This is a genomic window from Labilibaculum manganireducens (assembly GCF_963665805.2).
GTDB classification, from domain to species: Bacteria; Bacteroidota; Bacteroidia; order Bacteroidales; family Marinifilaceae; genus Labilibaculum; species Labilibaculum manganireducens.
This window is the reverse complement of the sequence record NZ_CAXXEE010000003.1, coordinates 3,656,347-3,671,232: the sequence shown is the minus strand read 5'-3', so window position 1 is coordinate 3,671,232 and position 14,886 is coordinate 3,656,347. Positions and strand designations below refer to the sequence as shown.

Below are 14,886 nucleotides of genomic sequence, written 5' to 3'. Positions count from 1 at the left end.
TGATTAATAAATCTAAAGAAATTATTTTACAAGATAAATTTTGATGTGGATTTGGTATTGTATATAGCTTGTCTTCCTAATGTTGATGCGTGTTGAATGTATTTTAATTGGTGATGAATCGATTTTTATTTTTCTTAAGCGGATAATTTGGAATTAATATTTGATCTGCATATTTGCATGTTAAATAAAGATGTATTAAGTTTATGGCTGATCATAAAAATAATTAGTAGATAAGTAGGGGGGAAGGAGGATAAAGATTATTTGTAAGAGTTAAGAGGCGTGAGATGGATCGGATTAAGAGATTGGGATTACAATTCACTCACCTTGGTGAGATTTTATTCATAATTTAAATCAAAAAACAATGGCAGGAAAATTAAACGATGCTATGTCATCCGAAGTACACATTAACTATTCCATTCGTCACACCCGCAGATGCAAACAAACAAAAGGTGCAGAAATATTTGTGACCAACATTAATCCCTTAATTACCGACTTGGAAGTGAAAAATACAGCAACCAAAAAGGAAAGGCTGTTGCAGGATAATGCTTACGACGACTTAATATTTAACGAAGGCGGATTGGATGATCGTATCAGAACCATATCCGATGGGGCAAAGCAATACGACAGAGAAAATCCAGGTCTTCCGGTTCATAAGCTATTATTTCCCAATGGAGGATATTCCATTATTCTGCGCTTTTCTATCGTAAAAAAGGCCGATGCAGCCGAAGAAATAAAAGAGCGAATTAAATCGTTGGGCCAAGAGCACAGCCTGTCTGCTCAAATTACTCCATTGGAAGAAAGCATTGGCAAAGTTCGAACTTCATTGGCAGATTTGCAGCAAGCCAAAACCAAAGTGCGGACGGCTGTTGCCAACGAAGAAGTGTCCCAGGCAAACTTGCGGAAGCAATACGAATTCAATTACCTGGATGCCATAAAAATGTTTGGCAAAACTTTCGCCAACCGCTTGTTTCCGCAAACTGTTTCGAAGAAAAAAATTGAGGAAGAAGTGGCAGTTGTTGATGCATGATACGGTTTTAGATACAAAATTATACACTCGTATAATGCCGATAGATATCTAAAGCTCAATCATAATCCCGGTTTATCGGGAGCAATGAATGAGTAATTTTAGATACTAATCGGTATAATCACTCCAAAAAAAGAAAAGTATGCTGTGTAATCTTACATGGCATACTTTCCAAAATCAAAACACTCCTTGCAAGCTTACACAGCCTGTTTTCAAAAACAAAAATAGCATGTGCAACATTACATAGCTCATTTCTAAAACGAAAAATAGTCCATGTAAGATAACATAGCCTATTTCTAAAAATAAAAACAGGCCGTGTAAGATAACATGGCATACTTTCCAAAATGAAAATGCACTGTGTAAGCTGACAAGCATAGCTTCACAAAACAAAAATGTGCTTTGTAAGCTTGCAGAAGGTGTTTGATAAAAAAGATATTAATTATTAAAACAACTTAATGATGAAAAAATTATACTTGATACTAAGTTTCGTACTGATTAGTTTTATTGCTAATGCTTCTATTACAGGTCAAGCAGAAGGTCTTTGTCCCAACGACGCGACCTTGTATAACTCTAGCTATACAGATTCTGATGTGTATACGTGGAAATGGATACCTGAAGGTGGTACTATCAGAGATGATTATGACTCCTTTTCAAGTGTATGGATTCTCTGGAATGATTCAAACACTACCCATAAAGTGACTTTAACTGTAAAACAGGGCACTAAAGTCATTGAAGAAACTACTCTGGAAGTTAGAGTTAAATCTATAAAAACAGAAACTCCTGGAAATTTTAGTGGAGATTTTAACATACCTTTTGGTGATAATACTCCTAGAACATATTCAATTCCATCTCTAAAATATCCAAACTGTTTTTCTACTCTTCCGGTATATGTCAGTTATTACGAATGGCTAATTCCAGCAGGATGGATACACAATAATGATGTGAGTGATGGAAAAAAGCGAATAAAAACACGAGGTACAAGTATTACTGTAATTCCAGATGACTGCACCGATGGTTCAATCAAAGTGCGAGGTGTTACAGAGTGTAGTGGTTCATCTAATTCTAGAGATAGAAAAAAAGAAATTACAGGAAGAAATATTACTCCTCTCGTAAGTTCCACTGACTTTATTGTATGTGGCAAACCAAAAGAAATTACTTTGAATATCGGAAGCGTTCCAAATGCAACATACCAATGGACAAAACCTGCAAGCTGGACTTGGACAAGTGGTACGAATTCAAATGTTGTTAAAGTAATGCCTGATGGTTTTTCAGGAGGAACTATATCGGTTATTGTGGATGGTTGTACTAGTTTGAAAGAAAGCAAAATAATCACGCTAAAAGATTGGGATCCAAATGAACCTACACCAAAAATTACCGGAGCAAAAGTCCTATGTACTGGCGGAGGTACTTATTCATTGCAAAATGCATACTCTAATGCAACAAGTGTAACATGGAGTGTAAGTCCCTCTAATCTAGTTGAAAAGTCAACAGGGAGTGGTGCCAGTGCTTTCCTTAAGGCAATATTCTTTAAAATAAGAGGAGCAGCAGAAATTAAGTTTACACTCCATAATCAATGTGGAAAAATCTATGAGGTGAAATACAATGTTTGGGTTGGACCACCTTCAGGATCAGAAATTTTATGTAGACAGCGATTAGTTGGATTACATTCGATTATTGAGGCCGATGCATTATCACCAGGTGCTACATATTACAATTGGAGTGTTGATGGGGGAAGCATACAATATGCTCAAAACACTTCACATGTAGTTGTCGCAACCGGGAGTACATGTCTAACTAATTTGTGTTTAAGAGTAAGTGGAGAAAACGCATGTGGATCAGGTATTTATGCGTATAAATATATACCTATGGATTGTTCAGGACCTCCTAGTCCTTTAAATAGCTTTAATCCAGATCCATTAATTGTATCAAAAGTTGGCTTGTCTGAAGAAGGAAACTCTAAGCAACTTGCCGATACCCAAATGAATCTTGAATCTACAAAAGTAATTACGAGTATTGCAATTTTTCCTAATCCAGTAGAAGATGTAGTTAATATTCAAATCCCTGGAAATTTAATTGTAGATAATAATTTCTCTATTGAAATTTATAATTCAACAGGAAAACTTCTACTCAGGAAAGAATTAGTAAGCAATACAAACTCCATAGATTTGAGCAATTCGCCATCTGGCACCTATATCGTTAAATTAATCACAGATCAAGAAATCATTACAAAGAAAATAATAAAGAAATAATTCATATACACTATATCCAAAGAAAGAGGCTGACCATTATTTTGGACAGCCTCTTCTGTATGTAATTGTTTTGAATTCTTTAGTCAATCACTCCCGAACCAATCAGTTCCCCTTCATCGTACCAGGCAGCAAATTGTCCTGAAACAACCGCGCGTTGTGGCTCATCAAAAAGTATGTACAAACCTTCTTGTTTGAAGTAGATTGTTCCCTTTTGCAAAGGCTGTCGGTATCTTATTCTGATATCATATTTTCTTTCACATTCCTCAGTTGGCCTTAAATCTTCACGAATCCAATGCACTTCATTTTTAGGAATGAACAGAGCTTTTCTTGCCAATAGCGGATGCCCGTGCCCCATGCCTACGTAAACAATGTTTTTCACCACATCGGTTCCAATCACAAATAATGGCTCTTTCTTTCCGCCAACATTTAGGCCTTTTCGCTGACCCACAGTAAAAAAGTGAGCCCCATTGTGTTCCCCTACAACAGTTCCGTGTTCAGGTTTAAACTGATATGGTGCCGAAATATCTTCCAAAGCATCTGATTTTGGGATGATCTCATCAGCTTTGTCAGGCATAATTTCAATGATCTGTCCCTTCATGGCTTTCAGCTTTTGCTGCAAAAAAACCGGAAGGTCAACTTTCCCAACAAAGCAAATGCCCTGAGAATCTTTTTTCTCGGCAGAGGCCATTTTTTCACGACGGGCAATTTCCCGAACCTCAGGTTTTATAATGTGTCCGATAGGAAACATCGCTTTTGACAATTGCTCCTGCGATAACTGGCAAAGGAAATAAGACTGATCTTTATTGTTATCAGCTCCGGCAATTAACCTATGAATCTCTTTGCCATCCTTTATAATGGTTTCCTTTTGGCAGTAGTGTCCGGTAGCCACATAATCAGCTCCCAGTTCCAGTGCTTTTTTCAGGAACACATCAAATTTTATTTCACGATTACAAAGTACATCCGGATTGGGAGTACGTCCCTTTTCATATTCCGAAAACATGTAATCGATAACTTTTGCACGGTATTCTACACTTAAATCCACAAAATGAAATGGGATTCCCAATTTTTTGGCTACCATTTGAGCAAACAGTACATCTTCCTCAAATGGACATTCTTCGGATTTTAATCCAACCGTATCGTTCCAGTTCTGCATAAAAAGTGCTTCCACCTCATATCCCTGCTCAATTAATAAATGCGCAGCAACACTGGAATCCACTCCACCCGATAATCCGATAACAACTTTTTTCTTCATCACTAATAAATCCTTGTTTTTCAAGATGCAAAAGTATTCAATTTTTGGCTTAGTGCCAATTGTGCCTGACGAATTGCCTGTAATTTAACACCTAAATTTTGTTATGTATTTTTTTTGAAAGTAAAAATGAATTAACTTCGATTTAGTTTTGAGTTGGATTAAATAAATGATCCATAACTATTGAAATATTAAAAATTTATAAAAAATGAAAAAATCAGGAGTTTTAATGCTATTGCTTTGCATGGCTATATTTGTTTCCGCACAGGAAAAACAAGATACCTCATATTGGAAAAAGGGAGGTATGGCATCACTAACATTTTCTCAAACATCGCTAACAAATTGGTCAGGAGGTGGAGATAATGCAATCTCAACGAATGCTCAGTTAAACTTATTCTCAAATTACAATAAAGGAAAGAACAGTTGGGAAAATACATTAAACCTTGAATACGGTATGGTTAAGCAAGGCGACCAAGGTATGCGCAAAAGCATTGATAAAATTGATTTCACAACCAAATACGGTCATAAGAATGGCGGTGAATGGTATTACAGTGCCTTGTTGGATTTTAAAACTCAATTTGCAAAGGGCTACAATTATTCGAATACCGAAGGAGAACCAGATGTGAAAGTATCCAACTTTTTGGCTCCTGCATATATTACTCTTTCTTTAGGTATGGATTACAAACCAAGTGATGTTTTTTCGGCTTATATTTCTCCTGTTACAGGTAAAATGACAATTGTTAATGATGATGAATTATCTGCTGTCGGGGCTTTTGGTGTTGACCCGGGCGATAAATTCAGAGGAGAGTTTGGTGCGTTTACCAAGTTGGCATTGAATAAGGATTTGGTTGAAAATGTAAATTTGAAGAGTACCTTGGGTTTATTTACAAATTATTCTCAAGACTTTGGAAATGTTGATGTTTTATGGGATGTGATGATTAACATGAAGGTGAATGATTTTTTAACAGCAACAGTTAATACTTCTTTGGTTTACGATGATGATGTAGAATATGTGAATAAGGATGGCGTAAACAAAGGTCCAAAAATTCAGTTCAAGGAAATTATTGGAATCGGATTGGCCTACAAATTTTAAGCTGAACTATTAATAGGGAATACACTTCTTAAATGAGTAAAAAGCGGAAGAATCATTATTTGGATTCTTCCGCTTTTCTTATCGGCGAACTAATGATATGCCGGTTTTTTCTTCTACAAACTGAAAGTAATTGTACAGCTTGTAATTAATTTCCAAACCATAATCTTCCAAAGGATCATACTCTATATAATTATCTATACGAGGATTTCTTTGCATGTATTGCTGATTCCATTCCAAAACGTAAATCTGATTCCAGTTTTTGTAATAGTTATTTGTATGTGCAGTTGCCATCATGTTTCTGGTTGCAAACCACGATTCAAATCCTGTATCTAAAATAAGTAATTCGTACTCTACACTATCCGTTACGGCAATTTTATTTTCGTTACCCTGAACAGGAACAGGAGTTTTGAATGCTGAATATGTTGAACACCCATAAACAATGCTAAGAATGAATAATAAACAGATGATTTTTTTCATGACGAAACTAATTAAGAGATCAAACAGATAAAATCACAGTAATGAGAGAGTCAGTTATTTAGAAGATGTAATAGCTGTTACGTGTATGATAATTAATTTGTTACATTGTTTTGTGGGTAAAAAAAAAAAGGACAGGCTTTTAAACCTGTCCTCGAAAATGAAAATATAAGTGGATTTATAGTTTGATTAATTTTTTAGAGATAATTTCATCACCATCTTCAACAGAGATAAAATACATTCCTGAAGGTAAATTTGAAATATCAATTGTATTACTTTCCTGATCAAGACTTAGAATTTGAATCGTTTTTCCTGTTAAGGAGCTTATTCTTACTTTTGATTGAATATTGCCTTGAATGTAAAGGGTTACAAAATCCTTAGCGGGATTTGGATACAGCTTCAATTCTTCGACAGGAGGAGTTTCACTTAGCGGGTTGCCAAAGGCTAAACCAGAAGATTTAGTTGCCAGGGCAGGAGCCGTGTTGCTTATGTCTACGGTATAATCCTCAACTTCTCCCTGACTAAATATTTCACATCCGGATTTCGCAGCTCTTCTGTGTTTTAGCATAACTCTCATCCTGGTTTTTCCAATTGCGGCATTCGCAGGAATTGTTATGTTGGAAGATGAAATTCCTGCACTGGCAGTATAGCCTGAAACTACTATTTCATTACTGGTAAACTCACCATCACGGTTAAAATCAATATATATTCTCCAGTTCGCAGTATAAGACCTCGATTTGTATCCCAGAGAGAAATTTAGGGTATAGCTGTTTCCTGGTTTTACACTTGCAGTCATATTGGTATAGTTACCGTAACCGCCGTCATCACCTGATGGATTGTTCATATTCGCCAGTTCTACCAAATCGATGTATTCATAGCGGGTAGCTTGCCCGTAGGATTCGCAATAATCAGGCGTGGTTGATTCGGCAAGTGTAGTTAATGATTGTATTGAAGTATAAGCACTTGATCCGGAACTGTTACTGGCAAGAACCTGATATTCGTAGGTCGTTTCGGCCATTGCGCTTGAATAGTCGAAACTTGTTGCCGATGTGGTGAAAAGTTCCCAGTTACCACCTTGTTCTCTTATTTGAAGATCGTAATTGTCTGCAAATTCGATGCTGTTCCAGCTTAAATTAAAGGAATTAGACGTAATATTCGATGCCACTAATCCTGTTGGTATTTCCGGTACCGGAATCTGATCCGTTGTTAATGATTCAATACTGGAATAATCACCAGAGCCGATTTCATTATTCGATCGAATCCGAAATTCGTAGCTGGTTGAAGCCAGGGCAGAGGTGTAATTATATGTGGTTAAGCTTGTGTTGAAGCTTGACCATGTACCACCTGTTTCACGAATATCCAAATCGTAATCATCAGCATCGGTAACTGCATCCCAACTAATTGTGAATGAGTTGTAGGTAATGTTTGATGCAGTCACATTTTCCGGAGCTGTGGGGGCAGTTGGCGCAGCCAAAGTAGTTGCATTCTCAATACCTGAATAATCACTTGATCCAATTGCATTGTTTGCTCTTACCTGAAACTCATAGTTGGTTTCAGCATTTAGTCCGGTATAATTGTAAGTGGTTGTGCTTAAATTTATCGTACTCCATGTTCCGCCGGTAGGTCTTACATTTAAATCATAATCAACAGCTTCAGCAGTAACATCCCAGGTAATGGTGAAAGAATCATAGGTAATGTTTGAAGCTGCCAAATTAATTGGTGTTGCTGGTGCCGAAGGAGCAGCAAGAGTGGTTGCGGTTTCTATGTTTGAATAATCACTGGAACCAACAGAATTGTTTGCTCTCACTTGAAACTCGTAGTTTGTTTCAGCATCCAGACCTGAGTAATTATAGCTTGTTGTACTTAAGTTTATTGTACTCCATGTTCCACCCGCAGGTCTTACATTTAAATCGTAATCAACAGCACCAACAGTAACATCCCATGTAATGGTGAATGAATTATATGAAATGTCTGAGGTAGTTAAATTCATTGGAACATTTGGAGCAGTTGGTGCAGCAAGGGTAGTTGCAGATACCAAATTTGAATTAACACTTGAACCAATGGAATTGTTTGCTCTCACCTGAAATTCATAAGTTGTTTCTGCATTAAGTCCGGTATAATCGTAATTTGGGTTGTTTAAATTTACCGTAGTCCACGTTCCGCCAACAGGTCTTACATCAAGATCGTAATCTGTTGCATCTGTTACAAGATCCCAGCTAATGGTAAATGAATTATAGGTAATATTAGTTGCAGTAAGATTTACCGGAGCCACGGGTACAGTTGGTGCCGCTTCGGTTACTACAGAAGCAATTGCAGAATAACTGCCAGATCCTGCGTCATTGTTCGCTCTTACTTGAAATTCGTAAGTAGTTTCGGCAACAGCTCCGGAATAGTCATAGGTAATTTGTGATGTATTAATAGTTTGCCATGTACCGCCTTGTTCTCTTATTTGAACATCGTAACTAACAGCACCACTAACGGCATTCCATCCAATAGTAAAGCTGGTTTGAGTTACGTTCGAGGCGGCTAAACCAGAAGGAACAGATGGTAAATTATCATCGGTAAGTGCCTTGTAGGCATTTAGTCTGCCACTGCCAAGTTTACCGGCGTAACTAGTATTTAAATCGTCAATGGGGTCAGTGTTGTCCACTAATTTGGCACGTAATTCGGCAGAAGTAATGTTTCCTGCATATTTTGAAACAACAAGAGCTGCAACACCTGATACATGTGGGCAAGCCATTGAAGTTCCCTGAAATACTCCGTAATTGTCATTGGGAAAAGTACTAAGAACAGCCGTAGGATCCTCATTAGTTGTTTCCAGCTCTCCACCGGGAGCTGCAATATCAACCCATGTTCCGTAATTGGAATAGTACGCTTTCACATCATTTTTATTGGTAGAAGCAACTGCAAGTACATTGCTGTAGTAGGCAGGATAGTATCTGCTCTGAGAGTTGTCATTGCCGGCAGCAAAAATTACAATACCGCCGTTCATCGGAGCATTTGCACCACCTGCATTGGCAATAAAATAGTCAATACCATCAAGAACAGCCTGGTCGTATTGATAAGGGGAAGTATAGCTCCAACTGTTCTGCGAAATAACTGCTCCATTATCTGCCGCATAAGAGTATGCTTCAGCAAAACCACCGCTTGAGGCACTAAAAACATTACATGACATTAATTTTACACCGTCATTGTTTCCGCTTCCGCCTGCAATACCGCTAACTCCAATTCCGTTGTTGGATACCGCTGCAACTGTTCCGGCAACGTGAGTTCCGTGATCACCTACGTAAATGTCGCCGGTATTGTCAGCAAAGTTATATCCATAGATATCATCAACATATCCATTGTTGTCATCGTCAATACCATTGCCGGCAATTTCACCAGGGTTTATCCACATGTTTGCGGCTAGATCTTCATGGTCATAATCGACACCACCATCTTCAATTGCTACAATAACGTTCGGATTTCCTGTCTCTACCTGCCAGGCATCCAGTAAACTGATATCGGCACCTGGAGTTCCATTGTTCTGTCCTGTATTTTCGTAATGCCACTGATCAACAAAACGGGGATCATTGGTTCCTGAAGGAAGAGTAGTTGGGACAGGAGTATTATTACGTTCTGGAAGTTTAACACCTTCAATTTGTTTGGTTGCATTAATTCCTTCAGCCATCGAAATCTCAGCAACATTCTGATAAGATTTTATGAGTTGGGATACCGGAGTTGACGTATTAAATTCCACTTCGTACCAAAGGTGCAGGCCAAATGCTTTATGTTTAGCCTCAAATTTACCAGCATCACGAAACACACGACGCATTTTATTTGCCTTAAACTGTTGGTTTACTTTGTCAAGATTCGCGATGTTGGTGCGAACAAATTCTTCAGTGCTTTTTGTTTTTGACTGACTTCTGTTTATAAGAAGCTGGTGTAACTCGTTCACCTTTTTATCGGATTTGGGAGAGAATTTTATCCTGATAATTCCTTTGTATTTTCCATCATTGTCTATTTCCCGTTTTTGGGAATATCCAGAGGAAAGAATAAAAATACAACAAAGAAGAAGAGTAAAGATTTTTTTCATAATTATTGGATTATAGTGAATATTTTGATAATAAAGCAGAAGTTAGGAAAAATAAAAGACGATGTCAATAGTTGTTTGTTATGATGAACGAATATATTGTTGTATTTCTATGTAATTATATTTTTATGTTATTTTTTAGTTTGTGATAGATAAGGCTTTTGTTTTGCATATAAATTAGCATGTTTAAGTTTTCACCTGATGTTTTTAATGTTGTTTTAAATTAAACTGTATTTGTTATTAGGTTAACTGTAAATAATGTTGCATTTGTTTATTATTTGGAATTGCAAGATGGTTTGGAGTTAAATGATCATTTTATTTTTGCATTGCTTCGCACCTCATAATTATTATTGCTATTTTCGGATTAAATAAAGATTAAAATATGTCCGAACTTTCCATATATCGAGCTTCTGCAGGGTCAGGAAAGACCTATACGCTTACCAAAGAGTATCTAAATTTGGTTTTTGAAGATCCTTTAAATTATAAAAGTATTCTTGCTGTTACCTTTACCAACAAGGCTACAGATGAGATGAAGTCTAGAATTGTAAAAGAAATTTATCTTTTGTCACAATCTGATGATTCGCCTTATGCCAAAGAATTAAAAGAAAAGCACAATCTGAATTCTGTTGAATTGGTTTCCAGAGCAAAAGAAATTTTAAACAGACTTCTTCACGATTATTCCAGGTTTTCGGTCACTACCATTGATAGTTTTTTCCAGAAAGTGGTTCGTTCCTTCACCCGCGAAATTGGCCTGCAAATGGGTTATAATATTGAACTGGACCAACGAAGGGTATTGAATGAGGCAGCTGATTTGCTTTTTACTGATGTAGATAAGGATCTGCAGTTAAGATCATGGCTTACCGATTTTGCAGAATCGAAAATCAGAGAAGGAAAAAACTGGAATTTTAAACAGGAAATTTTAGACGTTGGCAATGAAGTTTTCAAGGAAGATTTTAAAAATTTCTCTGATAAATTAATTGACAAACTTTCTGATAAAAATTTCCTGAGTTCCTATCGTAAAATCCTAAAGGAGATAAAAGATGATTTTGAAGGGTTTTTCAATAAAATAGGAGAAGAAACAAGACGGATTTTGGCTCAACATGCTTTGGATATTACTGAGTTTGCATACGGGAAATCTGGTGTTGCAGGTTATTTATCGGGTTTAGGAGACGGTGGAAAGATGGATCCGGGAATCAGAGCCAGGTCAGCTGTTGATACTCCTGAAAAATGGACAACAGGAAAAGCAAGTTCTTCAACGAAACAAGCTGTTGGAGAGGCTTGTAATGCAGGCTTGAATGATTTGTTGAAAAAGGCTGTTAATCATTACGATGAGCAGTCGATGTTGTATAAATCAACGGATAAAACCTTGAGTTATATTTATACTTTGGGCATATTAACAGACTTGTCTAAAAAAATTCAGGAGTTTTCCGAGAGCGAAAACATCTTCCTTCTGTCGGATGCGAGTCGTTTGCTCCGAAGCATTATTGGAGATAATGACACGCCTTTTATATATGAGAAAATCGGGAATGTTTACAAGCATTTCATGATTGATGAGTTTCAGGATACATCGTCGATGCAGTGGGAGAGTTTCAAACCATTGGTGACAAATTCTTTGGCCGAAGGGAATCACTCTCTGGTTGTTGGAGATGTAAAACAATCCATTTACAGATGGCGGAATGGTGACTGGAAAATCTTATCGGAACAATTGGATCAGGATTTTCAAGGTTTTGGTGTGAATGGCATGACCCTGAATTACAACTGGCGAAGCTCTAAAAATGTGATCAATTATAATAATTCGGTGTTTGCGCTTGGAGCGCAGATTTTGCAGAATGAATACAATGCCTCTATTCCAACCGATATTTCGGAAGGATTAGCAGAGGAGCAGGAGAAAATTACAGGAGCTTATCAGGACGTTTATCAGCACTTCCCGGAAAGTAAAGACAAATTTTCTGGATACGTAAAAGCCCATTTTATTGAAAAAGAGACTGATTCAGATTGGATTGAGAAGGTGCTGGAAGATTTGCCGTTAAAAATTGAGCAATTTCAGGAAATGGGTTATCAGGCAAGAGACATTTCCATATTGGTTCGAAATGGAAAAGAAGGTGGTTTGATAGCTGATACTTTAATGGCGTATCGCGCAAGCGAAAATGCGAAAGAAGGTGTCAATTACGATGTGATCTCAAACGATTCACTCTATTTAAAGAACTCATCTGTAATTAGTTTTCTGACTCATTTACTGACCTGCTTTGTATATCCTGATGATAAAATAAATCTTGGGTTTTTAAAGCAGGAATATCAGGTTTACATTCAAAATCAGCAACAGGAAGATAAGGATAAATTGTATACAGTTTCTAAAGATGAAAATACATTTGAATCTATTTTCCCCGATGAATTTACGGCCAATATTCCTGCTTTAAAAAGGCAGGCTTTGTATGATTTGGTTGAGAAATTAATTCACATTTTCAAACTGAATGAGCGTGCTCAGGACTTTCCGTTTTTAGAGGCTTTTCAGGATCTGGTGTTGGGATTTACAAAGACAGATGCTCCGGATTTGAATTCTTTTGTGGATTATTGGGCAGAACGAAAAGACAAGGAGGTGATTTCGGTTTCAGACCAACAGGATGCAATTCGAATCATGACGATTCATAAGTCGAAAGGTTTGGAGTTCAAGGTGGTGATTTTGCCATTCTGCAATTGGGATCTTGACAATGCACGGCACACAAACATACTTTGGTGTCAGCCTAAAGTAGAAGGTTTTAATGTTTTGGATGTACTTCCTGTTCGATATAGCAGCAGTTTGAAGGAAACCATCTATTATCAGGAATATTTCACTGAAAAATTGCAGTCATACATTGATAATCTGAATCTTTTGTATGTTGCCCAAACCAGAGCCGAAGAGGTTTTTATCAGTTATTCACCACTTTCGGCCAAGAGGGATTTGAGAAATATTTCAGACTTGCTTTTGTTCATTTTCGAAAACTCAGACAACTATTCTTCTGATTTTAATGGAAATAAAATTGTGTCTTTAGCTCAGAATTGGAACAAGGAAGGTAAATATTTCGAATTGGGAGAATTGAAAGTCAGAGTTTCCGAAGGGCTTCAAAAAACAAAAGAGAAGAGGAGCGGGTATCCTGCTTCTTTGCTCGATGACCGGTTAAAGTTACGGGCGCATTCGGCAGATTATTTTGATTTCTCGGAAGCAGAATCGGTCGAGAGTTTTTCACCGGTAAGCCGGGGAAATATTCTGCATCAGCTGTTTCAACTGATAGAATACAAAGAGGATGTTAACAAAGCGGTGAGTCAATTGCAATTTGAAGGGAAACTGGATCAGATTCAAGCTCAGGAAGTTTCATTGTTTGCTAAAGAATTATTGAATGACTCAATTGTTTCTGAATGGTTTTCGAAAGATTGGACGGTGGTTAACGAGAGAGATATTCTTTTGGGAAAAGGGGAAGTGCTGCGGCCAGACAGAGTTATTTACAAAGGAAAAGAGGCGGTTGTTATCGATTTTAAGTTCGGAAAGAATAAGGAGAATATTCACAAAAAGCAGGTTTTAGCTTACAAGAAATTGATTCAACAACTTGGATTCGAAAAGGTGAAAGCATTTGTTCTCTATGGAAAACTGTTTGAAATAGAGGAAGTATAATTATTATTGCTTCCAAATTGAAATCCTGTTACCTTGCACAGTCAAAAAAAAATATCGATGAAAAATATTGTATTGCTGATAAGCGTTTTACTCCTACTTAATTCCTGTGATTTACTGTCGGGGAAATCGAAAGAACAAGCAGATAGTAAGATGATTGAAACAAAGGACACTGTTAAGTTAAACGTGAAAAATGGAATCAAAAAGTATTATTTTGGGACTGGAGAATTGAAATCCTTTGTTGAGTATAAAGACAATAAAAAAGTTGGTGTCAGTGAAACCTTTTATAAAACCGGCGAGAAACAGTATGATATTCCCTATGTTGATGGGATGAAACATGGTGTTGTTTTGTGGTATTATAAGGATGGAAAGGTTTATCGGGAAACCAATTACGTGAAAGGTAAAAAGAATGGATTTCAGAAGAAATTCTGGGAAAACGGGAAATTAAAATCTGAACTTTTATACAAAAATGATATGCTTGGTGTGGGCTTGAAAGAGTATGCCAAGACAGGGAAGGAGAAGTCGGAACCTTACATTAAAGTGGAGAAGATTGATCTTTTAAAAACAAAGGAGGAATATGTTCTTAAATTCCGGTTGAGCAATGGGCGGAATAAAGTACAATTTTATCAGGGTAAATTAATCGATGGGAAATTTTTTCCAATTGGTACCCGAGGTCTTGCAGAATTGAAAACCATTGCAGGAGTAGGCGAATTAAGAATTCCTATTTCTAAAGGTTTTAATATTGAAAAGAACATTTCTATTGTGGCAGTGGAAAAAACCACGTATCAAAATGATCGGCTTTTAAGTATTATAGTTCCTGTTTCGATTCGAAATCCTAACTAAAGATTAATTTTGTTATTGATATAGAGCTCCTTTAGGGGCTTTTTTTTGTTAAAATAAACACTGATTTTCCTCATAAGATAAATGTTTGTAATTTGGTATATTTAAGATGATATATCACACTAATACAATTTAATTTCAAAATAGACTTTAATTAAAATGAATTAATTTTTAGCTGTATCGAGGCAAAAAGTAAAGTATAGCCATGTTACGATGCATCTTTTTTAATGAAGATATAGCTA

General features: G+C 36.7%; 8 protein-coding genes. 5 read left to right on the top strand and 3 right to left on the bottom strand.

Going from position 1 to position 14,886, the window contains the following annotated elements; genetic code table 11:
* The first annotated feature begins 361 nt into the window (after positions 1-361).
* Both ACHZAX_RS14170 and ACHZAX_RS14165 read left to right on the top strand, forming a co-directional pair.
* On the top strand, positions 362-1,027 hold the full coding sequence (locus ACHZAX_RS14170) for a hypothetical protein (RefSeq protein WP_320019594.1): 666 nt from the start codon (positions 362-364) through the stop codon (positions 1,025-1,027).
* 455 nt (positions 1,028-1,482) lie between these two features.
* Complete coding sequence (locus ACHZAX_RS14165) at positions 1,483-3,273, top strand: T9SS type A sorting domain-containing protein (RefSeq protein WP_320019593.1); 1,791 nt, start codon at positions 1,483-1,485, stop codon at positions 3,271-3,273.
* Between the two features lie 79 nt (positions 3,274-3,352).
* On the opposite strand, the gene mnmA is transcribed toward ACHZAX_RS14165, so the two are convergent.
* Positions 3,353-4,525 (bottom strand): tRNA 2-thiouridine(34) synthase MnmA, encoded by a 1,173-nt coding sequence (gene mnmA, locus ACHZAX_RS14160; RefSeq protein ID WP_320019592.1) that lies wholly within the window; start codon positions 4,523-4,525, stop codon positions 3,353-3,355.
* A gap of 205 nt (positions 4,526-4,730) precedes the next feature.
* Between mnmA and ACHZAX_RS14155 the strand changes: the two genes are divergently transcribed.
* On the top strand, positions 4,731-5,615 hold the full coding sequence (locus tag ACHZAX_RS14155; RefSeq protein ID WP_320019591.1) for a DUF3078 domain-containing protein: 885 nt from the start codon (positions 4,731-4,733) through the stop codon (positions 5,613-5,615).
* A 78-nt stretch (positions 5,616-5,693) separates the two neighbouring features.
* Here ACHZAX_RS14155 and ACHZAX_RS14150 read toward each other — a convergent pair whose 3' ends face one another.
* Positions 5,694-6,092: a DUF6146 family protein gene (locus tag ACHZAX_RS14150; RefSeq protein ID WP_320019590.1), complete on the bottom strand. Its 399-nt coding sequence runs from the start codon at positions 6,090-6,092 to the stop codon at positions 5,694-5,696.
* Positions 6,093-6,267: 175 nt separating this feature from the next.
* Positions 6,268-10,164, bottom strand: a complete 3,897-nt coding sequence (locus ACHZAX_RS14145; RefSeq protein ID WP_320019589.1) for a fibronectin type III domain-containing protein — start codon at positions 10,162-10,164, stop codon at positions 6,268-6,270.
* Positions 10,165-10,543: 379 nt separating this feature from the next.
* Between ACHZAX_RS14145 and ACHZAX_RS14140 the strand changes: the two genes are divergently transcribed.
* Both ACHZAX_RS14140 and ACHZAX_RS14135 read left to right on the top strand, forming a co-directional pair.
* Positions 10,544-13,807: a UvrD-helicase domain-containing protein gene (locus ACHZAX_RS14140; RefSeq protein ID WP_320019588.1), complete on the top strand. Its 3,264-nt coding sequence runs from the start codon at positions 10,544-10,546 to the stop codon at positions 13,805-13,807.
* A 57-nt stretch (positions 13,808-13,864) separates the two neighbouring features.
* Positions 13,865-14,647 (top strand): toxin-antitoxin system YwqK family antitoxin, encoded by a 783-nt coding sequence (locus ACHZAX_RS14135; protein WP_320019587.1) that lies wholly within the window; start codon positions 13,865-13,867, stop codon positions 14,645-14,647.
* Positions 14,648-14,886 lie beyond the last annotated feature (239 nt).